Genomic DNA, 25,649 nt, shown 5'->3' with positions numbered 1-25,649 from the left:
GCTGAGATACATTGGCTTAGTGCTAAGCAATCGACTCACCGTCGTGCTGGTGACGGCCCTCGCCCCCGCCATCTGGGGGACGACCTACCTCGTCACCACCGAGCTGCTCCCGCCCCACCGTCCGCTCCTCGCCGCCGTCATCCGCTGCCTGCCCGCCGGGCTGCTGCTGATCGCCCTCACCCGCACCCTGCCCAAGGGCGGCTGGTGGTGGCGCGCACTCGTCCTCGGCGCGCTCAACATCGGCGCCTTCCAGGCCCTGCTGTTCATCGCCGCCTACCGCCTCCCCGGCGGCATCGCGGCCACCGTCGGCGCCGTCCAGCCCCTGATCACCGCCGGACTCTCGGCCGGGCTGCTCGGCGACCGGCTCACCCTGCGCACCGTGCTCTCCGGCATCGCCGGCGTGGCGGGCGTCAGCCTGCTGGTGCTGCGCGCCGACGCCCGGCTGGACGCGATCGGGGTGGCCGCCGCGCTCGGCGGCGCGGTGGTGATGGCCTTCGGCGTCGTGCTTTCCAAGCGCTGGGTCTCCCCCGCGCCGCTGCTCGCCACCACCGGTTGGCAACTCACCGCCGGCGGGCTGCTGCTGGTGCCGGTGACCCTGCTGAGCGAGGGCGCCCCGCCCACCCACTACACGGCCGACAACGTGCTCGGCTACGCCTACCTCTGCCTGATCGGCGCGGCGCTCACCTACGCCATCTGGTTCCGCGGGCTGCGCGCGCTGCCGCCCACCTCACTGTCCTTCCTCTCCCTGCTCAGCCCGGTGGTCGCCACCCTGGTCGGCTGGCTGGCGCTCGGCCAGGACCTCAGCCCGCTGCAGGCGGTCGGCGCGGTGGTGGTGCTCGGCTCGCTGATCGTCGCCCAGACCCGACGGCTCGGCCCCGCCGCCGCAACCGCAACCGCAGCCGCAGCCGCAGCCGCGCCGGAGCCCGCCGACCCGGCACCGGACGTCCGGCCGAGCACGGTGCGCGGCAACGCCTGAGCCCGCCCCGCAACGGTGCAGTCCCGCAGTCCCGCACCACCGCACCACCACACCACCGCACCACCACAGTCCCGTTCAACGAATCCAAGGAGAAACCTTCATGCGTATCACCGTGTTCGGCGCCACCGGCAACGTCGGCCGACGGGTCGTGACCGAGGCGCTGACCCGCGGCCACGAGGTCACCGCCGTCGTACGGGACCCGGCCAAGCCGCACGACCTGCCGCCGGCCGTCACCCTCGCCGTCGGTGACGCCGGCGCCCCCGGGGACGTCGCCCGGATCGCCACCGGGCAGGACCTGGTGATCACCGCCACCCGGCCGGCGCCCGGCCGCGAGCACGAACTGGCCGCCGTCACCCGGGGTCTGCTGGCCGGCCTGGCCGGCACCGGCGTGCGACTGCTCGCCGTCGGCGGCGCGGGCAGCCTGACCGTCCCGGGCACCGACGGCACGATCCTGGTGGAGTCGCCCGGCTTCCCCGCGGAGATCCGGCCGATCGCGCTGGCCTGCGGCGAGCAGCTGGACCTCTACCGCGCGGACCGGGACGTCGACTGGACGTACCTGAGCCCGGCCGCCCTGCTGGAGCCCGGGGTGCGCACCGGCGTCTTCCGGCTCGGCCGGGACGAGCTGCTGGTCGACGCCGGTGGCAACTCGGCGATCTCGATGGAGGACCTCGCCGTGGTGCTGCTCGACGAGGCCGAACGGCCGGTGCACCGGCGGGCCCGCTTCACCGCCGCCTACTGAGCGCGCCGAGGCGCCCGTGGTGCTGGATACCCCCGGCTCCGGGGTGTATCCAGCACCACCACGAAGACGGTGTCCTGCCCCATCGCGCGTCAGGTGCCGGGCCGGACAGGATCGTTCCCGTGAACACCACCGCATCCCGCACCCGCCGCGCGGCCGCCGTCCTCGCCACCGCGGTCCTCGCCGGCCTCGCCCTGCCCGCCACGGCGAACGCCGACGCGGGCCGCGACCCGGGCGACGCCGGGCGCGCGCCGGCCCGCTACACCCACCAGACGCTCGACTGGCAGCCCTGCGCGGGGCAGCCGACGCTCGACTGCGCCACCATGGCCGTACCTCGCGACTGGCACCACCCCGGCTCCGGGGCCGACCTCTCCATCGCCGTCTCCCGGCACCGCGCCACCGACCAGGCGCACCGCAGGGGCACGCTGATGGAGACCGCGGGCGGCCCGGGCGGGCAGGGCCTGCTGCGGCCGGCGGACCTCGTCCAGGGCGCCCCCGCGGTGGCCGCCGTGTACGACATCGCCGGCTTCGACCAGCGCGGCGTCGGCCGCAGCACCAAGGTCCAGTGCCAGAGCCAGGAGGACTTCCAGGAGTTCCTGGCCGGGGACTACCGGGACCAGTCCCCCGCGGCCATCGACCGGGTCATCGCCGACTCCCGCAAGCTGGTGGCCGACTGCCAGGAGCACAGCGGCGACCTCCTGCCGTACCTGACCACCGAGCAGACCGTCCACGACATGGACCTCTTCCGCTCGCTGCTCGGCGAGAAGAAGATCAGCTACTACGGAGCCTCCTACGCCACCATGATCGGCGCCTACTACGGGACGCTCTTCCCGCACCGGGTCGAGCGGATGGTGCTGGACAGCAACATCGGCTTCGAGGGCACTTGGGAGCAGTACGAGCTGGGCCAGCCGATGAGCTTCCAGCGCCGGTTCGAGGAGGACTTCCTGCCCTGGATGGCCGCCCGGGACACCACCTACCACTGGGGCTCGACCCCGGAGGAGGTCAAGGCGCACTGGGAGCAGCGGCGCGCCGACCTGCACGACCGGCCCATCACCGACGGCTCGTTGACGCTCGGCCCGAACCAACTGGACAACGGCACCATCAACGCGATCTACAGCGAGAAGGCCTTTCCCCTGCTGGCGAGCGCGCTGACCGCCCTGGACGACTGGCCGGGCGCCGATCCGACGGCCAAGCAGACGGCCCGCCGGCTGTTCGGCCAGTACCTCAGCCCGGAGTTCCTCGCCGAGTACTTCTCGGTGACGTGCGGCGACACCCCGTGGACCAAGTCCATGGACACCTGGATCGAGCGCGGCGCGGAAAACACCGCCCGCTACCCGCTGATCGGCGCCCGCACGCTGGCCTTCAGCGCGGTCTGCGCGGCCTGGCCGACGGACCCGGCCCCCAAGGTGAAGGTCACCGGCGCCCATCTGCCGCCGGTGCTGATGCTCAACTCGCTGCACGACCCGGCGACGTACTACGAGGCGGCGCTCGGGGCGCACCGCGCGCTGCGCGGCTCGAAGCTGGTGACCGTCACCAGCAACGGCAACCACGGCCAGTACCCGGGGGCCGACGCCTGCGTCACGGACACCGTCGAGCGCTATCTGCTGGACGACCAGGCGCCCGAGCACGACCTCACCTGCCCGGCCTCACAGGCCGGCTGAGCTCCGGCCCGGTCAACTGCCGGTCTTGGGGCGGAACTTGCCGCGCAGGTAGTCAGCGGCGACGGCCAGTACCGCGAAGCCGCCCACGGACAGCTTGATCCCGGCCTTGGCGACGATCCAGCCGATGCCCGGGACGGTCCAGCCCAGCCAGTGGAGCACGGCCAGCATCGCCGCGCAGCCGCTGACGATGCACACCACCGTGGCACCGACGGCCGCGGCCCGCGACAACTCGCGCGGGCCGCCACTGCCGTCCTCACCCTCCGGAGCCGAAACGGCTTCTGCCGCAGCCTCGTTGACGCTGGCGCCGGCGACTGTGCCGGACGTCTCGTTCGTACCCCGATCACCCATGGAGGCGATCATACGATGTCAGCGGCATGAATGATGAGTGTCCCCGAGGTACTCGCCGGTCTCGTCGTCGGGGAAGCTGACGGCCATGGTGACGCGGTACTCGAAGACGTCGAGCCGGTGCCCCGGCACCCGTGCCCAGGCGAGCGAGTGCACCTCGGCGTCGGCGGCCTGCCGGCACCAGGCGGCGGCCTCCTCCAGGGCGCGGGCCGCCGAACGCCCGGTGCACACCACGGCGGTGTAGGCGGCGACGGAGACGTCCCCGCCGGTGGTGCGGCCGCTGCGCGACACCGCCCGGACGGCGGCGGCGGCCTGGGTCAGGTCACGGGCCAGGTCGTCCACCACTCTGGGGGGTGCCGGCAGGACCACCGCCCCCTCGGCGACGGTCTCCGGCAGGTTCGCGCTCACGGTTTCGGCCTCCATCCGCATGGTCACGCGGCACAGCATGCCGGACCGGGATTCCTGGCATGCCCACTTTCACCTGAACGTCATCCGTCCAGGGCCGAGTTGGGGACGCCCCCTGGCGCCGGGCCGCCCGCCCTGCTAGAGGAAGCCCGACTCCCTGGCAGACATCCCGGCAGGTCAGAGGGGGGTGCCGCAGGCGCCGCCGGGGAGCCCGAAACGACGCCCACGTACCACCCCCGCGCTTCGAACCGCCCGTCCGAGCGCCGGAACGCCCGGATGCCCGGAGTTGAGCCCTCGCCCAACTCACTTCCGCCGTACCGGAGATGACACCGCCGACGAGCCCCGGGGCAGGGCCCCGGGCCGGCCGCACCCCGGCTGAAGTGCGGCGTCAACGCCTCGATGGGCCCCGGGACGCCTCCCGTCCATCCTGTCCCTGTCAGATCGTCGTGATACTAATCGTCACCGTGGTGGGTGCCGCCGATCGACGGGCGGGCACGATGACGACGGCTCAACCGTTCCGGGAGGGGTCCGGACGGCGACGGGGAGGGGCATCAGATGGCGGCGAGGTTCGGCAGTGCCAACGACGGGCGGAAGGTGCGGCTCGGCAAGCGGGTCACGGGGACGGCGGCGGCACTCGCCGCGCTGGCCGCGCTGACCGGCTCTCAGGTCTCGGGCCTCGGACTCGCCCAGGTCGCCGCCGCCGACGCCGGACCGGCCCAGGACGGCGCCGGCCAGACCCAGGGCAGTTCCTCCGCTCCGTTCGGCGGCCCCGCCGTCGGCGTCCCCGGCACCGCGGCCGACGGCGGCAGCGCCGTCCAGCTCCCGCAGCCGCCCGGCACCCAGCCCGGCCTGCCCTCGGCCGGCCCCTTCACCGCCACCGGCGCCTCGCTGCCCGCCACCGTCTTCGCCGCGTACCGTCAGGCCGAGACCTCGCTGGCCCAGCGCTCGCCGGGCTGCCACCTGCCCTGGCAGCTGCTCGCCGCGATCGGCCAGGTCGAGTCCGGCCAGGCCAACGGCGGCCAGGTGGACGCCGCCGGAAAGACGCTCACCCCGATCCTCGGCCCGGCGCTGGACGGCAACGGCTTCGCCGCGATACCCGACACCGACGGCGGCCGCTACGACGGCGACGCCCGCTGGGACCGCGCGGTCGGCCCGATGCAGTTCATCCCGTCCACCTGGGCCTCCTGGGGCGTGGACGCCACCGGCAAGGGCAACGCCGACCCGAACAACATCTTCGACGCCGCCGAGACCGCGGGCCGCTACCTGTGCGCGGGCGGCCGGGACCTCTCCGACCCGGCCCAACTGGACCGGGCGGTCCTCAGCTACAACAACTCCACCGAGTACCTGCGCACCATCCGCAACTGGATGGCCCACTTCGGCAGCGGCACGGTCACCACCGTCGCGGACCGCCCCGGCGCCCCGACCCTGCCCGGCTCCTCGCCCTCGCCGTTCCTCCGGCCGTCCGGCGGCACGGGCACCTCGGGCGACACCCCGACCGGCACGCCGACCGGCGGCCCGTCCCCGACGGCGACCCCCTCCGGCTCGCCGAGCCCGACGCCGTCCACGGAGCCGACCACCACGCCGACCCCCAGCGGTTCGCCCTCGCCCTCCGCGAGCCCGACGGCCACTCCGACCACCACGCCCACCACCACCCCGACCGGCTCGCCGTCCGGCAGCCCGTCCGCGACGGCGACCCCGACCGGCACGCCGTCCGGCACCCCGACGGGAACGCCGACGTCCTGCCCGAGCCCGACGGCGACGCCCACCGGCACCGCGACGCCCACCGGCTCTCCCTCCCCGACGGCCACGCCGTCCGGCAGCCCGTCCGCGACGGCCACGCCCAGCGGCACCCCGACCGGCTGCCCGACGCCCACGCCGAGCGGCAGCCCGTCCGGCAGCCCCAGCGCCGCTGCCACCTCCGGCACCACCGCGTCCACCGCGTCCACCGCGCCGACCGGTACGCCCAGCACCGCGCTGTCGCCCTCCCCCTCGGCGACCGTGAAGAAGTGACCGTGAGGAAGTAACCGCGGACAGCACCGCGAACAGCACCGCCGGCGGCGGCAGACCGGCCCGAAAGGGCCCGCTCTGCCGCCGCCGGCGCGTTCACCGGGAGCGGGCCCCGGCGGAGAGCCTCGGCGGAGAGCCCCGGCGGAGGGCCTACTCCCCCGCCCTCATCGCCGCCCGGTGCTCGCGCCAGCGGCCGAGCATCCCGTGCAGCTCGTCGATCATGAACTCGAAGAAGGCCGCGCTCTCCGCCAGCCGCTCTGCCGCCACCGTGCCCACGCCGACGGCCAGTTCGCCCTCCTTGAGCACCCGGACCCAGCGCAGCAGCAGTTCGTCGCGCCGGGTCAGCGACTCGAACCAGACGTCGTTGAGCACCCGGTAGCGGTCGCGCCGCGAGCCGGGCTCACGCTCCTTGGCGACCAGGCCGACCTGGATCAGGTAGCGCATCCCGCCGGAGACCGCGGCCGGGCTGATCTGCAGCCGTTCGGAGAGCTCGGCGGAGGTCAGCACACCGCTCTCCTCGGCCATCAGGCAGGAGAAGATCCGGGACGGCATCCGGCCCATGCCCGCGACCACCAACTCGGCCGCGAACCGCTCGACGAAGTCCGACACGGCCCGCTCACGCCCGTGCCACGGCGCCTTCTCCGTCTGCTCCGGCGCCCTTTCCGGCGTCTGCTCCACCACTCGCCCCTCTCCGGGGATCATCCATCCCCTGATCGAACTTTAACGCTTCCCAATCTTCACGTTTTTCTGAAACTACGATACCTTCAGAATCATGACCAAGGCCATCATCCTGTCCGGCCTGCGCAAGACCTTCGGCCGGACCACCGCACTGGACGGCCTCGACCTCACCGTCGAGACCGGCGAGGTCCACGGCTTCCTCGGCCCCAACGGAGCCGGGAAGTCCACCACCCTCCGTGTCCTGCTCGGTCTGCTGCGCGCGGACGGCGGCAGCGCCCGGCTGCTCGGCAAGGACCCGTGGAAGGACGCCGTCGAGCTGCACCGCCGCCTCGCCTACGTCCCCGGCGACGTCGAGCTGTGGCCCAACCTCACCGGAGGCGAGGCCATCGACCTGCTCTCCCGGCTGCGCGGCCGGCTCGACCGGCGCCGCCGGGACGAACTGATCGAGCGCTTCGACCTCGACCCGACCAAGAAAGGCCGCAGCTACTCCAAGGGCAACCGGCAGAAGGTCGCCATCGTCGCCGCCCTCGCCTCCGACGCCGAGCTCCTGCTGCTGGACGAGCCGACCTCCGGCCTGGACCCGCTGATGGAGGTGGTCTTCCAGGACGTCGTCCGGCAGGCCAGGACGCACGGCCGCACCGTCCTGCTCTCCAGCCACATCCTGGACGAGGTGGAGAAGCTGGGCGACCGGGTCAGCATCATCCGGCAGGGCCGGGTGGTGCAGAGCGGCACCCTGGCCGAACTGCGCCACCTCACCCGCACCACCGTCGAGGCGGAGACCGACCGCCCGGTCACCGGGCTGGACGCGCTGACGGGCGTGCACACCCTGCGCACCGACGGCCGGCGGGTCCACTTCGCCGTCGACGGCGGCCAACTCGACGCCGCGGTACGGAAGCTGAGCGAGGCCGGGCTGCGCACCCTGGTCAGCCACCCGCCCACGCTGGAGGAGCTGATGCTGCGCCACTACGGCGACGAGCTGGCCGCCAACGGGCACGCATCCGACCCGGAGGCCGTCCGATGACCGCCACCGCCGCACCCACCACCCGGCGCACCGGCCCGGCCCGCACCGGCGGGCCCGGCGCCCTCACCGCCACCCTCGCCGGCACCGTCCCCCTGCTGCGCTTCGCCCTGCGCCGCGACCGGATCCGGCTGTCCGCCTGGGTGCTCGGCCTCGCCCTGCTCACCCTGGCCACCGCCGACAGCGTCCACACCGTCTACCCGACCGCCGCCGACCGCGCCGCGATCGCCCACGGCTCGGGCAGTCCGGCCGTGCTCGCCATGACCGGTCCGGCGCACTACCTGGCCGACTACACCTGGGGCGCGATGCTCGGCCACCGGCTGCTCGGCCTGCTGGTCGTCCTGGCCGGCCTGCTGAGCGTGCTGACCGTCACCCGGCACACCCGGGCCGAGGAGGAGAGCGGCCGCGCCGAACTGGTCCGCTCGGCCGCCGTCGGCCGGCACGCCCAACTGGCCGCCGCGCTGGCCACCGCCACCGTCGCCGACCTCGCCCTCGGCCTGCTGCTGGCCGCCGGCCTGCCCGGCCTCGGCGTCCCCGGGCTGACCGGCGCCGGCGCGCTGCTGTTCGGCGCCGCCACCGCCGTCGGCGGGCTGCTGTTCGGCGCGGTGGCCGCCGTCGCCGTGCAGATCACCGCCCACACCCGGACGGCCTCCGGGCTGGCCCTCGCCGTGCTCGGCGCCGGCTACGCGCTGCGCGCCGCCGGGGACGCCGGCGGGTCGGCGCTCTCCTGGGCCTCCCCGATCGGCTGGCTGCAGCGCGGCTACCCCTTCGTCGACGACCGCTGGTGGCCGCTGCTGCCCGCGCTGGCCCTGACCGCCGGAACCGCCGCGGCCGGGTTCGCGCTGAGCACCCGCCGGGACTTCGGCGCCGGGCTGCGCGCCGCCCGTCCCGGCCCGGCCACCGGCAGCCCCGCCCTGGGCACCCCGCTCGGCCTGGCGCTGCGGCTGCACCGCGGCCTGATCGGCGGCTTCGCGGTCGCCCTGCTGCTGCTCGGTGCGATGTACGGCTCACTGCTCGGCGAGGCCGACTCGATGCTCAAGGACGTCGACCAGATCAAGGAGGCGCTGGCCCGGCTCGGCGGTCACACCCTCGCCGACTCCTTCGCCGCGCTGACCATGCTGGTGGTCGCGGTGGTCGGCGGCGTCTACGCGGTGCTGGCGACGTTGCGCCCGCGCGGCGAGGAGAGTGCCGGGCGGGCGGTGCCGGTGCTGGCCGCCGGGGTGTCGCGGTCCGGCTGGCTGGGCGCGCACCTGGCGGCGGCGCTGCTGGGCTCGACCGCCGTGATGCTGGCGGCGGGCGTGGGCTTCGGTCTGGCCGGGGCGCTGTCCACCGGCGACGGAGGCGTGTTCCTGCGGCTGACCGGCGCGGCGCTGGCCTTCGCGCCCGCCCTCTGGGTGACGGTGGGCTTCGCCGCCGCGGTCTACGGCTGGCTGCCCCGGGCGCTGCCGCTGGCCTGGGCCGTTCCCGGGTACGCGTTCGTGATCGGCTACCTGGGCCCGCTGCTGAAGCTCCCGGCGGGCCTGGACCGGCTCTCCCCGTTCGGCCGGGTGCCCCGGCTCCCGGCGGCCCCGATGGACTGGACCCCGCTGGCCGTGCTCACCCTGGTCGCGGCCGCGCTGATCGCGCTGGCGCTGGCCGGGTTCCGGCGCCGGGACGTCGAGTAGCGTCCACGGCGCCGGAACCGGGGCCGCCCCGGGGCGAAGGGTGCCGGACCCGAAGCCGGTCAGAGGTGCTTGACCAGCTCCGGCATCAGGTCCTGGAAGGTACGCCCGCCGGCCGGCTGGCCGATCGCGGCCATCTGCCAACCGCCCGGCGTGCGCTGCACCTTGGCCATGATCTGGGCGGTGTAGGCTCCGCCGCCGGTCAGGGTGTAGCGGGCCAGCTCGGTGCCGGTGGTCTCGTCCACCAGCCGGCAGAAGGCTGCCTCGACCTCCTGGAAGGTCTGTCCGGTGAAGGAGTTGACCGTGAACAGGATCTGGTCGACCTCGGCGGCCACCTTGGTCAGGTCGACGGTGATCGACTCGTCGTCGGTCGCGTCGCCCGCGCCGCCGACCAGGTTGTCCCCGCTGTGCCGCACCGAGCCGTCGTTGCTGGTGAGGTGCTGGAAGAAGACCACGTCCACCGCCTTGCCGCCGGCGAACAGCACCGCCGAGGCGTCCAGGTCGATCTCCTGCCCGGCGGACAGCAGCTTGGCCAGGAAGCCCTTGCGCTGCACGGCCCGCCAGCCCAGGCCCATCCGGACCACGCTCAACTGCCCACCGCCCGGCTTCTCCAGGCTGATCTTCTGCCCCTTGGCCAGCGAAACGGTCATCGTGTTCTCCTCGTTCCTACCGCCGTCCGTGCTGCGAACCTATCGCACGCGAAGAAATCTATGATCATCGGACAGCAGCTCGGGAGGCCCTTACCCAGCAGTCCCCCGGGCCTCACTTCCGGCGGTGCTCCGCACACTGAGGGATTCGCCGGTCGGACGTCCGTCAGGCGTCGCCGTCCAGCAGGTGCTGGCGCACCTCCTGGAAGGTCCAGGCCCCGCCGGCCGGGCGGGAGAAGACCCAGACCAGGTCGAACCGGTCCGGCCAGGCGGCGGGCGCCCCGCTGTCGGCGGCGCCGAGCGCCTCGACGATCCGCGGGATCCTGGAGTGCTCCCAGCAGATCAGCACCGGCTGGGCCCCGGTGAGGGCGGCGCCGGCCAGTTCGGACTCCTGGGACTCGGCGTAGGTGGTGTCCACGGTCAGTCCGAGCTTGGCACCGAGCGGCGTGACGGTCTGCCGCATCCGGTGGGCGCCGGCCATCGGGCCCTGGTCGGTGGCGGCGAAGATCCGGGCCGGGGTGCGCAGCCCGGTCGCGGGCGGGGCGAACAGGGTGGGCAGGGCCTTGGCGCGGTCCCAGCCGCGCTGGGTGAGGGACTTGCCGTCCTGCTTGCCGTTCTCGTCCAGGCCGGGCCGGCTGCCGTCGGGCTTCTCGCCGTGCCGGATGATCATCACGAAGGCGGCGCCGCCCGGGTCACTGGCCTTCGCCACCGGGCCGGTCTTGCCGGCCTTGTCCTTCTTCCCGGCGGAGCAGCCCGCCAGGGCCAGCGGGGCGGCGGCCACGAGGCCGGTGAGCAGCAGGCGCCGGGTGGGGCGGGCGGTCATTCGGCACCCCGCCGGAGCCGCACCAGCGCGTCGATCGCGGTGCCCGGCCCGGCGCCCCGGTGTCCGGGATCGGCGCCGACCTCGCGGTGGACGCGCTCGGCCCGTACGGTGCGCAGGCCGTACCCGACGAGGTCGGCGAGGACGTCCTCGGGGGTGTACAGCACCGCCGGGTCCTGCGGGCCGCCGACGCCCTCGGTGAGGTTGCTCAGGTCATGCCCGATCACCAGCAGAGTGCCGCCGGGGGCGAGCGCCTCGGCGGCGCGGTGCAGCGCGGCCCGGCGGTCGTCGGCGGGCAGTTGGAGGTAGGCGACCAGGACGAGGTCGTAGCCGGCCGCGGGGGCTTCGTAGCCGCGGGCGTCGCCGTGCCGCCAGGTGAGGCGGTCGGCGACCTCGTCGGGGAGTTCGGAGGTGAGCCGTTCGGCGCGCTCGAGGGCGACGGCGGAGAAGTCCAGGCCGGTGACCTCCCACCCCTGGGCGGCCAGCCAGATGGCGTTGCGACCCTCCCCGGTGGCCAGGTCGAGGGCGTGGCCGGGGGTGTGTCCGGTCAGTTCGCGGACCACCCACCGGTTGGGCGCGGTACCCCACACCAGTTCACTCGCGGCGTAGCGGTCGTCCCAGCCCTGACTGTCCATGCGCTCCTCCGTTCGGTGGGTCTGTTCCGTCCCGGTCAACCTACCGTTGCACCGCCCTTCCCGGCCCGGGGCCGTCCAGCGGGTGGACACCCTTGACGGCGAATATTGGTCCAGTCCAATCTGTTCTGTCGTGACGCGTCCGGACCACGGGCTCCGCCACGGCCACGCACCGCACGCCTTGAGCACCCGCCCGACCCGCGTCACCGGTCCAACCCGCGTCACCGGTCCAGCCCGCGCCACCCGCCCGTGCGCCCCCACCGCGCCCGGGCCGGCTCCCCACGGCCCGTCCCGGGCCACGCACCGCCGGAACCCCCACACATCCGGAGGACCCCCGCATGTACGACCGCGTCCTGCCCGCACGGCCCGAGCCGCCCGCCCAGGGGCGTGCCGCCCGCCGGGCCGCCCAGCGCAGACGGGCCACCGCCCTGGCCCTGGCCGCCACGCTCACCACCAGCGGCGCCGCCCTCGCCCTCACCTACGGCTCCGCCGCCGCCACCCCGGTCAACCTGCTGGCCAACGGAGACTTCGAGACCGGCACCCTGGCCGGCTGGAGCTGCTCCAACGGCTCGGTCGTCACCACCCCGGTGCACGGCGGGAGTTACGCGCTCAGTGGGGCCGCCTCCGGCTCCGACACCGCGCAGTGCCAGCAGACCGTCGCCGTCCAGCCCAACACCTCGTACACCCTGGCCGGCTGGGTGCAGGGCAGCTACGTCTACCTCGGCGCCACCGGGGCCGGCGTCAACGCCTCCAGCTGGACGCCCGGCGGCACCGGCTGGAACCAACTGAGCAGCACCTTCACCACCGGCGCCACCACCACCTCCGTCACCGTCTTCACCCACGGCTGGTACGGCACCGGCGGCTACTACGCGGACGACCTCACCCTGACCGGCCCGGGCGGGCCGACCTCCTCGACCAGCCCGACCGCGAGCGGGAGCCCCACGGCCTCCGCCAGCCCGACGGCCACCGGCTCCCCCACCGGCTCGCCCAGCGGCAGCCCGACCGCCACCGGCTCGCCGACCGGTTCACCCACCGGCTCGCCCAGCGGCAGCCCGACCGGAAGTCCCACCGGCTCCCCCACCGCGACCGCCACCGCGAGCGGCCCGGCCGGGGACGGCAAGGTCACCACCCCGACCGGCGTCACGATCAGCAGGGTCACCTCCGGCGCCGTCGTGCTCACCTGGCAGCCCTCGACCCTGAGCACCGGCGACGGCCCGGTCTCCTACAAGGTGTGGTCCAACGGCCAGTTGGTCGCCACCTCGATGGGCACCTCGGTGGCCGTCAGCTCCCTGCTGCCCGGCCGGGGCTACACCTTCAGCGTCCAGGGCTACTCGGGCGGCCACGCCTCCGCCCAGTCCGCCCCGGTGAGCACCACGACCGCCGCCGCGCCCGCCCAACAACCCGTCCGCTCGGCCTACTTCGACCAGTGGGGCATCTACGAGAACGCGTACTACCCGAAGAACGTCGACACCAGCGGCGCCGCGAACAAGCTGGACGTCATCCACTACGCCTTCGCCAACATCGACCCCAGCAAGTTCACCTGCTTCCAGGCGGTGAAGGCCTCCGACTCGGCCAACGACTCCGACCCCAACGCCGGTGACGGCGCGGGCGACGCCTACGCCGACTACCAGTCCGACTACAACTCCGGCACCAGCGTGGACGGCGGCAGCGACACCTGGGAGCAGCCGCTCAAGGGAAACTTCAACCAGCTGCGCCAGCTCAAGGCCAAGTACCCGAACCTGCGCTTCACCATCTCGATCGGCGGCTGGACGTACTCCAAGTACTTCTCCGACGCGGCCGCCACCGACGCCTCCCGGAAGACCTTCGTCTCCTCCTGCCTCGACATGTTCCTCAAGGGGAACCTGCCGACCGGCGTCGCCGGTGACGCCTCCGGCGGACAGGCCTCGGCGGCCGGCATCTTCGACGGCGTCGACATCGACTGGGAGTACCCGGGCTCGGCCGGGGGCCACACCGGCAACCACTACTCCCCCGCCGACAAGCAGAACTACACCCTGCTGCTCAAGGAGTTCCGCACCCAGCTGGACGCCCTCGGTGCCGCCCAGGGCAAGCGGTACCTGCTGAGCGCCGCGCTCCCCAGCGGCCAGGACAAGATCGCCCAGCTGGAGACCGACAAGATCGGCGCCTACCTGGACTACGCCGACGTGATGTCCTACGACATGCACGGCTCCTGGGACGCCAAGGGCCCGACCAACCACCAGGACCCGCTGCACGACAGCCCGGCCGACCCGACCACGCCGATCACCCCCGGCACCCGCAAGTACAACGTGGACACCACGCTCACCGCGTACACCACCGGCCTGCCCGAGTACGGCATCCCCGGCGGCTTCCCGGCGAACAAGATCGTGCTCGGCATCCCGTTCTACTGGCGCGGCTGGACGGGCGTCCCGGCCGGCTCCGGCTACGGCCTGTACCAGAGCGCGACCGGACCGACGGCCGCCAAGCCGCTCAGCCAGGAGGCCGGACTGGCCGCCTGGAAGGAGCTCAACCCGACGGCCGCGCAGACCCATTGGGATCCGGTGACGGAGAGCAGCTGGGTCTACGACGGCACCGACTTCTGGACCGGCGACACCCCGCAGGCCGTCCAGGCGCGCGGGGCCTACGCCAAGGGCAAGGGCCTGGGCGGCCTGTTCGCCTTCTCCCTGGAGAACGACGACGCCTCCGGCACCATGCTCAACTCGATGGACAGCAGCCTGCGCTGACGTTGCCTCACAGGCGTGCGCCGGCGGCCCCGCTCGGGACCACCGGCGCACGCTCCCGGGCCGCTCAGCTCGTGAGGTTGAGCGAGGGGAACAGGTCCGTGAACGGCTGGGTGGTGACCGAGACGCTCCGGGCGAACGGATCGTCGAAGTCCCAGATCATGAACAGCAGGAAGGCGATCAGCACGCTGAAGCACGCCGCCAGGATCAACTCCCTTGGCGTGCGCCTGATCTGGAGCGCGAACAGCATCCCGACGGTCACCACAGCCCCGCCGATCAGCCCGAACCAGACCACGCCCGGCATGGTCGGCCCGGCGTTCTGGCCGCGCTGGTTGCGGGCGTCCAAGGCCTGGCTGATCCGGTCCGTCATCGGCTGGTAGGCCTGGGACTCCAGGTCGGAGGCCGGCGGCCGGCTGACCACCTCGTTCTGGAGCTTGTCCAGCAACTGGGTGCCCTTGTCGGTGATCTCGCCCTTCTTGCCCATGTAGTCCCACTCGACGGTCACCACGTACGTGACGTAGGCGTCGACGTCGGCCCGGACCTGGTCACGGAACTCGACCGGGTAGACCACCGCCCGGTCGCTCACCTCCCGCAGCGACTGCGCCTCGCGGAACACGTCGTCCTGGGCGGCGCCGCGCGCCTCCCAGACTCCCGCGATGGCGAGACCGAGGACGATCGCGTAGACCACGCCGATCATCATCGTGATGTACTCGATGACGTCGGGCGTCTCGTCGGCGTTCTCGACGACACCCTGCTGACGGCGCCTCAGCACCACCACCGCCAAGACAACGGCACAGGCCGCTGCCAAGGCGATGATCAGCGCCACCCACTCGGACATGGGAACTCCCTTCTCTGGCTTGGCTTGTGACGTGAACGGGGAAGTCCGGGGCCCGACCGGCCGGTCGAGCCCGGGAAACCGCCCGGCGGGGCCCGGAGCTCCTCCGGGCGGACCGGAAGCCGTCGGGCTCCGGGGAAATGAGGGACGCCGGGGCCGTCAGGACCCGGAGCGACCGCGGCCCCGGCCACGGCCACCCGGGCGCAGCGCCGCCGCCGCCAGGACCGCGGGGACGGTGATCAGCAGCATCGTGGTGGTCGTCGAGGCACCGTGATGGTGCTGCGCGACGGGCATCGGCCTGGAGGGCCACACCTTGAACACCGGGTGCGCCGACGGGGTCGGCCACAGCGGACTGGGTCGGTCCGGGCTCGGCAGCACGGGGCTGGGCGCCACCACGGCGGGGGCCGCCGGGTCGGGCACCGCCGGGACCGGCACCACGGCGGGCGGCGGCGCCTGCGGGGCGGGTGCGGCGGGCGCCGGGGCCGCGGGCACGGCGGGCACCGCCGGGGACGACGGCGGCGGAGTGGGCACCGGGGTCGGGCTGGGGGGTGCCACCGTCGGGGACGGCGTCGGTGTCGGCGTGTGGGTCGGCGTCGGTGTGGGGCTGGGGGTGTGCGTAGGCGTCGGTGTCGGCGTGTGCGTCGGAGTGGGGGTGGGCGTCGGAGTGGGGCTCGGGCACGGGTGCGGATGGTGGTGATGGTGGTGGTGCCACCAGCCCCCGTCGTGGTCACCGTTCCCGTCGTGGTCACCGTCCCCGTCGTGGTCGTGCGGCGGGCGCGGCCCGTGGTGCCGGCCGACGTCCGGGGCGACGCTGACATCGACCTGGACGTCCACGTCCACCCCGACGTCCACGCTGCCGCCCGGGCCGACCGACGTCGACAGGTCCGTTTCGGTGCACACGCAGGTGTCCACGGCCGGACCGTTCGGGTGCCCGCCGGGGTGTTCGGCCCCCGAGGCGCTGGCCCCGCCGACCAGCGCGCACATCGCCACCGCGCCGACCGCCGCACCGATCAGCCGCATCCGTCGCCCGGGGCCCGCGGCCCCGCCGCCGTGCCGCGGTATCCGTCGGAACTGCCGGCGCTGCGCCATGGGTTCCACACACCTCTCGGGTCATCTGGGGAGGACGGAAGGACTCGGTCTGATCAGCCGACGGGAACGGGCGGCAACGGCCTGGACCGGTCAGAACCGATCGGGCACGACCAAGTGCATTCAGACGCGATCAGGCGGACGGCCCGCCTGCGGGGGCGGGCCGTCCGTCATCGGGTGAAACGATCTTCGCGCCGACCGGTTACGGCCCGCGCTCGCTGTTCCGGATTCCGGGTGCTCAGTGGCGGCGGTGCGCGATCTCGACGTTCTCCAGCACGCCGACCGCGTCCGGCACCAGGATCGCGCAGGAGTAGTAGGCGCTGACCAGGTACGAGATGATCGCCTTCTCGTCGATCCCCATGAAGCGGACCGACAGCGAGGGCTGGTACTCGTCCGGCAGGCCGGTCTGGTGCAGGCCGATGACGCCCTGGTTGTCCTCACCGGTACGGATCACCAGGATCGAGCTGGTGTTCTCCTTGGTGATCGGGATCTTGCTGCACGGCAGGATCGGCACCCCGCGCCAGGCCGGCACCTGCTGCCCGCCGAGGTCGACGTGGTGCGGGTAGATGCCCCGGGCGTTGAACTCCCGGCCGATCGCGGCGATGGCCTTGGGGTGGGCCAGCAGGTAGTCGGGGTCGCGGCGGCGGTTGAGCAGCTCGTCCAGGTCGTCCGGGGTGGGCGGGCCGGAGTGGGTCTGGATGCGCTGGTCGAAGTCGGCGTTGTTGAGCAGGCCGAACTCCGGGTTGTTGATCATCTCGTGCTCCTGGCGCTCGCGCAGGGCCTCGATGGTCAGCCGGAGCTGGTGCTCGATCTGGTTCATCGGCTGGTTGTACAGGTCCGCGACCCGGGTGTGGACCTTGAGGATGGTCTGCGCGACGCTCAGCTCGTACTCGCGCGGCTTGAGCTCGTAGTCCACGAAGGCGCCGGGGAGTTCGTACTCGCCGTGGTGGCCGGCCGACATCGCGATCTCGGCCTCGCCGCGCTCGTTCTGGGCCTGCAGCGGCAGGGACAGGAACGACTCCAGGTGCTCCTGGAGGGAGGGCGCGTTGTCCCGGATGCGGGCGAAGTCGTCCCGGCTCAGGGTGAGGGCGACACCGGAGGTGGCGGTCTTCGCGGTGTAGTCCCAGACGGCGTCCGGGTTCAGCAGCGAGTCGTCGCCGAAGCGGTCGCCGTCACCGGCCACGCCCACCACGGTCTCGTCGCCGTACTTGCCGGTGCCGATCTTGTTGATCTTGCCGTGGGCGATCAGGAAGATCCGGTCGGCGGCCTCGCCCATGGTGGTGAGCACCTCACCGGGGCCGAAGTCGCGCTGCTGGCAGCGGTCGGCGAGGGCGGTGAGCACCTCCTCGTCCTCGTAGCCGCGCAGCAGGGCGAGTTCGCCCAGCTCCTGCGGGATCACGCGGACCTGGGAGCCGGTCTTGATGAACTCCACCACGCCGTTGCCGACGGTGTAGGTGAGCCGTCGGTTCACCCGGTACGCGCCACCGTGGGCCTCGACCCACGGGAGCACCTTGAGCAGCCAGCGAGAGGTGATCTCCTGCATCTGCGGGGCGGACTTGGTGGTGGTGGCAAGGTTGCGGGCAGCTGCCGTCGCAAGGCTCTGCTGCCGGTCCTGCTGTGTCTCCGGGCTCGTGTCCACGGGCATCGGCAGGGGTCTCCATTCGTGTGGGTCGGACCACGCGACCAGGGCCGTACCGCTCCGACCTGGGCGCACGCGTCCGCAACGGATCATCAGATCCGCTTACTGGTGGGGAAGTTGGCGAGTTTCGGGAGCGGGACCGCCATCGCCCGGCGGCCCATCCGGAACCCTAGATCACCAGAACCCGACCGAGCCCGTACGGCGGCCGACTACCCCCCGATAGGGTGAATCTCGCGCGATCCGCCCCCGCGCCCCAGCCGTCACCGGAACACCCGTTCGCGCCCGCACCCCGGCTCCCCCGGCCTCTCTCCCACCTCCGCCGCACCACCCCCGGCCGTCAACCCGGCACACCGGGCCGGCCCGCTCCGGCCCCGGCCCGCTCCGACTCGGCGGCCGGAAGAAGCTGTCGGAGAAGCTGCCGGAGAAGCTGCCGGAGAACGCGAAAGGCCCGTCAGGTGCCGGTACGGGGGTGGCCGGCACCTGACGGGTGCGAGGGGGGCGGCCGCACGGGCCGCGCCAGGGAGAGGAGGAGAGGAGGGGAGGGAAGGGGAGAGGTCGGATCAGCAGGTGACCTGGGTGCCGGGGATGCCGAGGATGCCGGAGTTGTTGGCCAGGCCGCCCTGGTACTCGTAGTAGAGGTACGAGTAGAAGTCGATCCGTACGCCGTCTCCGCACGCCGAGTCGGGGGCCACGGTGTAGGTGACCGTGAAGGTACTGCTGGCGCCGGGCGCGAGCGGGACGTCGTAGCGGGCGATGCCGCCGTGCACGTTGTCGCTGCAGCCGTTGGTCTGGGGGCCGCAGGCCGTGGCGGTGAACTTGAGCCCCTTCTGCAGACTGGTGTCGTAGGTCTGCTGGACGCTCTGGTAGACGAACTGGATCGGGGTGTCGTACGGGTTGGTGAGCGTCAGGGTCAGCGTGAACTCACCTCCCCGGGCGGTCGTCTGGCGGTCGGAGACGGCCGTGAGCGGCAGCGGACTGTCCGCCTGGGCGGGTGCCGCGGACAACAGCAGACCGGCGGCGACGGCCGGGCCCACGGCGAGCGCGGCACGGCTCAGATGTGTTCTGCGCATGTCCATGGAGCGTAGGGGGCGCCGCCGCCGAGGCCATCCCCCTCGGCCCGAAGCCGTACCGACGCACGAGCGGCGGGCGGACGCCGGGGACCGACCGAACGCGTTCCGGCCCGGCGGAACCTCCGGTGGCCTATCCTTCGCCGCCCACCCCCGCCAGAGCCTGTCCCCGGCCCCGGCGCCCCCGCTTCCGGACCGGTCAGGACGGTGGCGGCAGGATGTCGCACAGCGCCTGGAGCGCCGCCGCGTAGGCGTGGTCGGGCGGCGTGGCGTAGCCGACCACCAGGCCGTCGACGGCGGGCACCGCCTCCAGATCGGCCGCCGGGTGGCGGTAGTCGGCGAGCCCCTCGACGGCCAGGCCCCGGTAGGCGGCGGCCTTGAGGACGGACCGCTCGGTGCCGGGGGCCAGCCGTAGGACGGCGTGCAGGCCGGCCGCGATGCCGGACACCTCGATGTGCGGGGCGTGCGCGGCCAGTGCGGCCACCAGCTGGTCCCGGCGGTCCCGGTAGCGGCGCCGCATCCGGCGCAGGTGCCGGTCGTAGCCGCCGGAGTCGATGAACTCGGCGAGGGTCAGCTGGTCCAACGCGCTGACCCAGGCCTCGCGTTCGCCCTTGGCGGCGAGCGCCCGGTCCACCAGGTGGTCCGGCAGGACCATCCAGCCGAGGCGCAGCGCGGGGCTGAGGCTCTTGCTGGTGCTGCCCAGGTAGAGGACCCGGTCGGGGTCGAGCCCCTGGAGGGCGCCGACCGGCTGGCGGTCGTAGCGGAACTCTCCGTCGTAGTCGTCCTCCAGGACGAGCCCGCCGTGCCCGCGCGCCCAGTCGATGACGGCGGCGCGGCGCCCGGCGTGCAGCGGGCCGCCGGTCGGGAACTGGTGGGCGGGGGTGAGCAGGGCGGTGCGGATCTCCGGTCGGGTGGCCAACTTCCCGACCCGGGCGCCCTGTTCGTCGATCGGCAGCGGCACGGTGGTGACCCCGGCGGCGCCCAGCAGTCCGCGGTGGAAGCCCAGTCCGTACGCCTCCACGGCCAGCGGCCCCTGTTCGTCGGACGGCAGGACGGGCGCGGCCCCGTCGAAGAGCAGCCGCAGCGCGTGGGCGAAGCCGGCGCAGACCACGATCCGGTCGGGGTCGGTGCGCACCCCGCGGGCGCGGGCGAGGTAGTCGGCGAGGACGGTGCGCAGTTCGCGGCGGCCGTGCGGGTCGCCGGGCCCGAAGGCCTCGTTGGGTGCGGCGGTGAGGGCCCGGCGGCCGGCGGCCAGCCAGGCGGTGCGGGGGAAGGAGGAGGCGTCGGGCTGGCCCTGGCGCAGGTCGTGCGCCGGCCCGGGCCGGCGCACGGGGCGGCGGGCGTGTCGGGAGGGTACGGGCGCGGCGCGTTCGGCGACGGTGGTGCCGGAGCCCTGGCGGGCGGTGAGCCAGCCCTCGGCGACCAGTTCGGTGTAGGCCTCGGCGGCGGTGTTGCGGGCCAGGCCGAGGTCGGTGGCGAGGACCCGGTAGGGCGGCAGCCGGGTACCGGGGGCCAGTCGGCCGCTGCGGATCGCCTCGCGCAGGGCGGCCATCAGCGCGGAGCGGCGGCCGCCGGTGGCGGGGAGGTCCAGGTGGAGGTCGTTGCCGGTCAGGTGGGCCGGCTCGGTGGGGTGCGCGCCCGGCGGTTCCGTCATGGAAACGCACCCTACCGGCCGCGCCGGAGCCGCCCGGCGGGCGGTCGGCCCCGGCGCCCGTCCGGCCTCGGGACCGGGCCGTGGCCAGGACCTCCGTCATCCGCCGGACGGACGCCGGCCAGGGGCTGCGATCAGGGGACGACGGTGACCGGCCAGCGGCCCGCCTTGACCAGCCGGACCGCGACCGAGCCGATCACCTTGTGCCCGGCCTGTTCGGACACCCCGACCACCACGGCGTCGGCGCGCAGTTCGTCGGCGAGCTTGGCCAGGCCGGTGTACGGGTCGCCACGCATGGTGAGGAAGCGCCAGTCGACCCGCCAGACCTCGCGCATCCGCTGCTCGGCCTCCCGCAGCGCGGCGAGGAGTTCGTCGGCGATCTCCTGGGTGGTCTCCTCCACCGCGGCCCCGGCCAGAGCGGTCGCGGCGCCGAGTATCGGCTGGATGTAGGCGACGGCCAGGGCGGCGCCCTGCCGGCGGGCCAGTCCGGCGGCGTAGGCGGTGGCGCGCCAGGAGGAGTCGGAGCCGTCCAGGCCCGCGAGGATCACCTTGGGTCCGTCGGTGCCCAGCTCGAAGCCGCTGGGGGCGGCGGCCGTCTCGTGCTCCCCGTACCCCTCGCCGGCCGGGCGGCCCGCGTCGTCGACGGCCCCTGCGTCCGCCGCATCGCTCTCATTGCTCATGGGCCGAAGGCTATGCCCCGCCACCGGGAGTGGATGGCGGGGGCACTCCGGGTGAGGGCTGTGGCGCGGGCCACCCGGGCGGGCGCGCGGGGCGGCGGTTCCGGCACGGGGGGCGGGGTGGACCGTCACGCGCTGTCGACGGTGTGCGCGGCCTCACAGCGCCTCCGGGGTGACGGGGGCCACTTCCGGGGGCGGTTTGATCTTGGAAATAGGTGAAAATCGGTCGAAATCACCTGATTTTCGTGATCGCTACCTGCGGTAACAAGCCTCTGACGTGCCTGAACCTGCGAATCCTTGAAACCGCCACAACCGCCCCCGTACCTTCGAACTCGTTGCACCGAGCGATTCCGCTCCGGCCGGGCCTCACCGCCCCCGAGCAGGAACGGTGCCGGACCACGCGAGTGACGCGACCCCGAACCGACGGCCTCCCGAAGGCCTGGTTCCGCACGCTCGCAGACCCCCTCCGAAAGGAACCGCATGACCTTCCGTAACGAGACTGCCGCTGCCACCACCACTGCCACCCCGAAGCGCCGCAACCGCGTCCGGATGGCTCTGATGGCCGGGGCGCTCACCGCCCTGCCGGTGGCCGGCCTCGTCACGGCCACCAGCGCCTCCGCCGCCCCGGCGACCGTCTGGGACAAGGTCGCCCAGTGCGAGGCCACCGGCAACTGGGCCGTCAACTCCGGCAACGGCTTCTACGGCGGCCTCCAGTTCACCTCCAGCACCTGGGCCGCCTTCGGCGGCACCGCCTACGCCCCCCAGGCCCACCAGGCCACCAAGGACCAGCAGATCGCGATCGGCGAGAAGGTCCTCGCCGCCCAGGGCCCCGGCGCCTGGCCGATCTGCTCCGTCAAGGCCGGCCTGGGCAAGTAAGCCCGCAGGTTAGCCCCACCCGCACGCAAGCCGCCGCACCCCTCCCCTGGGATGCGGCGGCTTCGTCGTGCGCCGACTTCGTCGGCCGTACCCGCTGAAGCGGCTGCTGCCTCACCCTGGACGACCCACGAGGTGTACGCGAAGGCCGGGTTCGTGCCGTACCCGGCCCCGGAGCGGCTGATGCTCCTCAGCGAGCGCGAGCGCGAGCCCGACCGAGGGAGCGGCCGCCCGGGCTCTTTCAGACCGGCCGGGCCGGCAGCGGCAGCGGCAGGGCGGGCAGACCGTCGATGCTGGTGCCGACGTGCGGCTTTCGCGCGCAGTAGTCGCCGAACTCCTCCTCGTCCTTGCGGTCGAAGAACTGGGCGTGCAGCTCCCGGTCGGCCCGGAAGTCCATGAACGGCACCGCGTACCCGCAGGAGTCGGAGACCCGCTCGGCCCGGACCAGCACGATCGCCCGCAGCCCGGAGCCGTCCGCGCCGGATTCGAAGCGGCCGAGCAGTTCGGCGAAGCGCGGGTCGTCGCGGAAGACCGGTTCGCCGTGGCCGTGCACCCGCACGACGGTGGGCGGGCCGTCGAAGGCGCACCACATCAGGGTGATCCGGCCGTTCTCCCGCAGATGGGCGATGGTTTCGGCCTGTGAGCCGCCGAAGTCCAGGTAGGCGAGGGTGAGTTCGTCGATGATCGTGAGGGTGCCGGAGCGGCCCTTGGGCGAGAGGTTGACGTGTCCGTCGGCGGCCAGCGGCGCCGTCGCGACGAAGTAGACGGGCTGGCGTTCGATGAACTGCCGCAGCCGGCCGTCGATGCTTTCGTACTGCTTTCCCATGTCCGTCAGTCTGCCCTCATCTCGACACGTGAGAACCAGGATTCCGTACGGTGAGACGCGGGGCACCGGCCCGGCCGGCCTGGAATGATCCGGCCGGGTGATCCGCACACCGCCGGTGACCGCTGTGAGAACGGGAGTTGCGATGGTCCAGGACACCCTCCCGACCGCCGGGCCGGTGACCGTGCTCGGTCGGCCCGCCGCACCGCTGCGCCGGTACGTCCTCGACTACCACGGCTACCGGATGCTCCTGGGCCGCCCGCGCCGGCGCCTGGAGGTGCCCACCGACGTGGTCACGGTGGCGCTCGCCTTCGAGGGCCGGATGCGGCTCACCGACGCCGTGTCACCCGCCCCCGCCGTCTCGCTCGGCTCGATCGCGGCCGGGCTGCGCCGCACCGCGACGATCGCCGAACACACCGGCGCCCTGCACGGGTTGGCCGTCTCGCTCACCCCGCAGGGCGCGTTCCGGGCGTTCGGCCCGGTGGCCGGGGAGCTCGGCGGCCAGTGGACCGAGGCCGGTGAGGTACTGGGCCCCCGACTGGGCCGACTGGCCGCCCGGCTGGCCGACGCCCCGAGCTGGCGGGCCCGGTTCGCCCTGCTGGACGGCTACTTCACCGCGCTGCTCGCCGACGGCCCGGCCTGGGAGCCGGACGTCACCTGGGCCTGGCAGCAACTGCGGCGCTCGCACGGGCGGGTGCCGGTGCGGACGCTGGTCGAGGGCACCGGCTGGAGCCGCCGCCGGCTGGAGCTGCGGTTCCGCGAACAGCTGGGACTGGCCCCCAAACAGGCCGCCGGCATCCTGCGGCTGCAACGCACGCTCCGGCTGCTGACCGCCCCGGACGGCCGCTTCGCCCGCGCCGACCTGGCCGCGCTCTGCGGCTACTACGACCAGTCCCACCTGGACCGCACCTTCCGCGCCATGGTGGGCTGTTCGCCGCGCGAGTTCCTGGCCTCCCGCCGCTCCACCGCCGCGCCGGAGCCGACCGACCGGGTCGTCGGGCGGGTCACCAGCGCCGTGCTCGACGCCGGCTGACCGCTCCGGCCCGGCCCGGTCAGCGCCGCGCGCCTGCTGCAACTGCTGGAACCGCTGGAAGTGCTGGAAGTGCGCATTTTTACAAGACGCGCGGCGGCCCCGTCCGCCACCCTCGGAAGGCCCGGCCGGTACGGGGGGACCGGCCGGTCACGGGGCGCACGGGCGGGGCCGCCGCCGAAGCGGGGCCGCAGTGCGGCCCCGCGCGGCGGTCACCGCTTCATGTAGACGCCGTCCATGAACTCGATGATCTGCTGGTCCGTCAGCCGGTGGCCGTCGCGGTGGCCCATCGCCAGGTCGGCCTCGCTGATCATGCCGACCAGCCGCTCGCCGTCGATCACCGGGATGCGCCGGATCTGGTGCTGCTCCATCTTCTTCAGCACCGCGTCCATGCTGTCGTCGGCCCGCACGCAGTGCAGGTGGCCGGCCAGTTCGATGGCCGTCATGGTGGCCGGGTCCTTGCCCTCGGCGAGACAGCGCACCACGATGTCACGGTCGGTGATGATGCCGTGCAGCTTCTGGTCGTCGCCGCAGATCGGCAGCGCGCCCACGTTCTTCTCGCGCATCATCCGCGCGGCCTCGTCCAGGGTCTGGTGGGCGCCGATGCACTGGGCGCCGGTGTGCATGATGTCTCGGGCAGTGGTCACGGGGACTCCTTCGTCGCTGTTACCCCCCGACGGTCCTCCCCCGCGGCGCACCGCGCGCATCGCGGAGTGACCGTGCCCTCACCATAGGCAACCCCGCTCCCGCCCGCGACCGCGGACGCCGATACTGGGCCCGTGACGACGCAAGCCACCGGGGCGGTCGACGAGGCCGTCCGCGCCCGGCCCGCGACGGCCCTGCGACCGTACGTGGCCTGGTACTCCGGCTACCGCCAGCGCGGCCTGGCACCGGCCGTGCACCGCGGTCTGCCCTCCCCGTACCTGACCTTCATCCTCACCCTGGACGAGCCGCTGGTGATCGCCGGCCACCCGGATCCGGCGCAGCCGCCCGGCAGCTACCCGACGCTGCTCGGCGGCCTGCACACCTCCCAGGCACTGATCACCCACGAGGGCGCCCAGTCCGGGGTGCAGATCGCCGTGCACCCGCTCGCCGCCCGGGCGCTGTTCGGGCTGCCCGCCGGGGAGTTGGCCGGTATCGACCTCCCGGCGGAGGACGTGCTGGGGCGGCTCGGCGCGCAGTTGCAGGAGCGGCTGCGGGCGGCCGACGGCTGGGCGGAGCGGTTCGCGGTACTGGACGGGGCACTGCTGCGGGCCGCCCGGCCGTCCGGGCTGGTGCCGCCGGAGGTGGGCTGGGCGTGGCGGGCACTGCGGCGCAGCGGCGGAGCGCTGCCGGTGGCCGAACTGGCCCGGGAGACCGGCTGGAGCGCCCGGTACCTTCAGGACCGGTTCCGCCGGGAAACCGGACTGACCCCGAAGGCCGCCGCCCGGGTGATCCGCTTCGACCGGGCCCGGCACCTGCTCGCGGCCGGTTCGCCGCCGCCCCGGCTGGCGGAACTGGCCGCCCACTGCGGCTACTTCGACCAGGCGCACCTGGCCCGGGAGTTCCGCGCGCTGGCCGGGGCCGCGCCGAGCGCCTGGCTGGCGGCGGAGGGGCCGGAGGCGGGGAAGTTCCGAAACGTCCAAGGCGGGGCGGTCGGGGCGGTCGCAGAGTGGGAGGCGTAAC

23 protein-coding genes and 1 pseudogene are annotated in these 25,649 nt (G+C 73.7%); 10 read left to right on the top strand and 14 right to left on the bottom strand.

From position 1 onward, the window contains the following. Positions 1-19 precede the first annotated feature (19 nt). The 3 genes from ACZ47G_RS32420 (at position 20) to ACZ47G_RS32410 (ending at position 3,373) form a co-directional block, all read left to right on the top strand. Positions 20-976 carry an EamA family transporter gene (locus tag ACZ47G_RS32420; RefSeq protein ID WP_465748854.1) on the top strand — a complete coding sequence of 319 codons (957 nt, stop codon included), beginning with the start codon at positions 20-22 and terminating at the stop codon, positions 974-976. Between the two features lie 100 nt (positions 977-1,076). Beyond that, the gene (locus ACZ47G_RS32415) at positions 1,077-1,715 is read left to right on the top strand and encodes an NAD(P)-dependent oxidoreductase (protein ID WP_465748853.1); all 639 of its coding nucleotides are present in this window, start codon (positions 1,077-1,079) and stop codon (positions 1,713-1,715) included. 119 nt (positions 1,716-1,834) lie between these two features. After that, positions 1,835-3,373, top strand: a complete 1,539-nt coding sequence (locus ACZ47G_RS32410; RefSeq protein WP_465748851.1) for an alpha/beta hydrolase — start codon at positions 1,835-1,837, stop codon at positions 3,371-3,373. Positions 3,374-3,385: 12 nt separating this feature from the next. Here the strand turns inward: ACZ47G_RS32410 and ACZ47G_RS32405 are convergent, their stop codons facing one another. Both ACZ47G_RS32405 and ACZ47G_RS32400 read right to left on the bottom strand, forming a co-directional pair. Beyond that, a complete protein-coding gene (locus ACZ47G_RS32405; protein WP_465748849.1) occupies positions 3,386-3,721 on the bottom strand; it encodes a hypothetical protein in 336 nt (111 codons plus the stop codon). Between the two features lie 18 nt (positions 3,722-3,739). Next, a complete protein-coding gene (locus ACZ47G_RS32400; RefSeq protein WP_465748847.1) occupies positions 3,740-4,126 on the bottom strand; it encodes a hypothetical protein in 387 nt (128 codons plus the stop codon). A gap of 552 nt (positions 4,127-4,678) precedes the next feature. On the opposite strand from ACZ47G_RS32400, the gene ACZ47G_RS32395 reads away from it, so the two are divergent. Next, a complete protein-coding gene (locus ACZ47G_RS32395) occupies positions 4,679-6,133 on the top strand; it encodes a lytic transglycosylase domain-containing protein (protein WP_465748845.1) in 1,455 nt (484 codons plus the stop codon). Between the two features lie 147 nt (positions 6,134-6,280). On the opposite strand, the gene ACZ47G_RS32390 is transcribed toward ACZ47G_RS32395, so the two are convergent. Next, complete coding sequence (locus ACZ47G_RS32390) at positions 6,281-6,811, bottom strand: GbsR/MarR family transcriptional regulator (protein ID WP_465748843.1); 531 nt, start codon at positions 6,809-6,811, stop codon at positions 6,281-6,283. A 91-nt stretch (positions 6,812-6,902) separates the two neighbouring features. Between ACZ47G_RS32390 and ACZ47G_RS32385 the strand changes: the two genes are divergently transcribed. Together ACZ47G_RS32385 and ACZ47G_RS32380 are read left to right on the top strand one after the other, a co-directional pair. Beyond that, positions 6,903-7,829 carry an ABC transporter ATP-binding protein gene (locus tag ACZ47G_RS32385; protein WP_465748841.1) on the top strand — a complete coding sequence of 309 codons (927 nt, stop codon included), beginning with the start codon at positions 6,903-6,905 and terminating at the stop codon, positions 7,827-7,829. Beyond that, complete coding sequence (locus tag ACZ47G_RS32380; RefSeq protein ID WP_465748839.1) at positions 7,826-9,490, top strand: ABC transporter permease; 1,665 nt, start codon at positions 7,826-7,828, stop codon at positions 9,488-9,490. Before ACZ47G_RS32385 ends, ACZ47G_RS32380 begins: the two co-directional genes overlap by 4 nt. Before the next feature lie 59 nt (positions 9,491-9,549). Here the strand turns inward: ACZ47G_RS32380 and ACZ47G_RS32375 are convergent, their stop codons facing one another. The 3 genes from ACZ47G_RS32375 to ACZ47G_RS32365 form a co-directional block, all read right to left on the bottom strand. Continuing rightward, positions 9,550-10,137: a TerD family protein gene (locus ACZ47G_RS32375; protein ID WP_465748837.1), complete on the bottom strand. Its 588-nt coding sequence runs from the start codon at positions 10,135-10,137 to the stop codon at positions 9,550-9,552. Between the two features lie 163 nt (positions 10,138-10,300). Beyond that, positions 10,301-10,957 (bottom strand): hypothetical protein, encoded by a 657-nt coding sequence (locus ACZ47G_RS32370; protein ID WP_465748835.1) that lies wholly within the window; start codon positions 10,955-10,957, stop codon positions 10,301-10,303. Next, positions 10,954-11,589: a class I SAM-dependent methyltransferase gene (locus tag ACZ47G_RS32365; protein WP_465748833.1), complete on the bottom strand. Its 636-nt coding sequence runs from the start codon at positions 11,587-11,589 to the stop codon at positions 10,954-10,956. Before ACZ47G_RS32365 ends, ACZ47G_RS32370 begins: the two co-directional genes overlap by 4 nt. 335 nt (positions 11,590-11,924) lie before the next feature. On the opposite strand from ACZ47G_RS32365, the gene ACZ47G_RS32360 reads away from it, so the two are divergent. Further along, positions 11,925-14,306: a glycosyl hydrolase family 18 protein gene (locus ACZ47G_RS32360; RefSeq protein WP_465748831.1), complete on the top strand. Its 2,382-nt coding sequence runs from the start codon at positions 11,925-11,927 to the stop codon at positions 14,304-14,306. A gap of 64 nt (positions 14,307-14,370) precedes the next feature. Here the strand turns inward: ACZ47G_RS32360 and ACZ47G_RS32355 are convergent, their stop codons facing one another. The 6 genes from ACZ47G_RS32355 to ACZ47G_RS32330 all read right to left on the bottom strand — a co-directional run bounded on the left by ACZ47G_RS32355 (position 14,371) and on the right by ACZ47G_RS32330 (position 21,261). Further along, the gene (locus ACZ47G_RS32355; protein ID WP_465748829.1) at positions 14,371-15,141 is read right to left on the bottom strand and encodes a bestrophin-like domain; all 771 of its coding nucleotides are present in this window, start codon (positions 15,139-15,141) and stop codon (positions 14,371-14,373) included. Between the two features lie 156 nt (positions 15,142-15,297). Then, on the bottom strand, positions 15,298-16,227 hold the full coding sequence (locus ACZ47G_RS32350; protein WP_465748827.1) for a hypothetical protein: 930 nt from the start codon (positions 16,225-16,227) through the stop codon (positions 15,298-15,300). A gap of 235 nt (positions 16,228-16,462) precedes the next feature. Beyond that, positions 16,463-17,869, bottom strand: a complete 1,407-nt coding sequence (locus ACZ47G_RS32345) for a family 2B encapsulin nanocompartment shell protein (RefSeq protein WP_465748825.1) — start codon at positions 17,867-17,869, stop codon at positions 16,463-16,465. A 554-nt stretch (positions 17,870-18,423) separates the two neighbouring features. Further along, the gene (locus tag ACZ47G_RS32340) at positions 18,424-18,933 is read right to left on the bottom strand and encodes a hypothetical protein (protein WP_465748823.1); all 510 of its coding nucleotides are present in this window, start codon (positions 18,931-18,933) and stop codon (positions 18,424-18,426) included. A gap of 196 nt (positions 18,934-19,129) precedes the next feature. Next, the gene (gene pdxR / locus ACZ47G_RS32335; RefSeq protein WP_465748821.1) at positions 19,130-20,584 is read right to left on the bottom strand and encodes a MocR-like pyridoxine biosynthesis transcription factor PdxR; all 1,455 of its coding nucleotides are present in this window, start codon (positions 20,582-20,584) and stop codon (positions 19,130-19,132) included. A 131-nt stretch (positions 20,585-20,715) separates the two neighbouring features. Further along, positions 20,716-21,261, bottom strand: a complete 546-nt coding sequence (locus tag ACZ47G_RS32330) for a universal stress protein (protein WP_465748819.1) — start codon at positions 21,259-21,261, stop codon at positions 20,716-20,718. Positions 21,262-21,738: 477 nt separating this feature from the next. On the opposite strand from ACZ47G_RS32330, the pseudogene ACZ47G_RS32325 reads away from it, so the two are divergent. After that, positions 21,739-22,125: pseudogene (locus tag ACZ47G_RS32325) on the top strand (transglycosylase family protein); the annotation flags it as partial. A 247-nt stretch (positions 22,126-22,372) separates the two neighbouring features. Here the strand turns inward: ACZ47G_RS32325 and ACZ47G_RS32320 are convergent. Then, the gene (locus ACZ47G_RS32320; protein ID WP_465748817.1) at positions 22,373-22,957 is read right to left on the bottom strand and encodes a pyridoxamine 5'-phosphate oxidase family protein; all 585 of its coding nucleotides are present in this window, start codon (positions 22,955-22,957) and stop codon (positions 22,373-22,375) included. Positions 22,958-23,099: 142 nt separating this feature from the next. Here ACZ47G_RS32320 and ACZ47G_RS32315 point away from each other — a divergent pair, with 142 nt between their 5' ends. Continuing rightward, positions 23,100-23,987, top strand: coding sequence for a helix-turn-helix domain-containing protein (locus tag ACZ47G_RS32315; RefSeq protein ID WP_465748815.1), 888 nt, complete (start codon positions 23,100-23,102; stop codon positions 23,985-23,987). Between the two features lie 209 nt (positions 23,988-24,196). Here the strand turns inward: ACZ47G_RS32315 and ACZ47G_RS32310 are convergent, their stop codons facing one another. After that, the gene (locus ACZ47G_RS32310; protein WP_380461555.1) at positions 24,197-24,631 is read right to left on the bottom strand and encodes a CBS domain-containing protein; all 435 of its coding nucleotides are present in this window, start codon (positions 24,629-24,631) and stop codon (positions 24,197-24,199) included. A 132-nt stretch (positions 24,632-24,763) separates the two neighbouring features. On the opposite strand from ACZ47G_RS32310, the gene ACZ47G_RS32305 reads away from it, so the two are divergent. Next, positions 24,764-25,648 (top strand): helix-turn-helix domain-containing protein, encoded by an 885-nt coding sequence (locus tag ACZ47G_RS32305; RefSeq protein ID WP_465748813.1) that lies wholly within the window; start codon positions 24,764-24,766, stop codon positions 25,646-25,648. Position 25,649 lies beyond the last annotated feature (1 nt).

The organism is Kitasatospora sp. NPDC030952, assembly GCF_055571335.1.
Note: the sequence above shows the minus strand (reverse complement) of the source record. Positions and strands in the feature narration are given on the sequence as shown.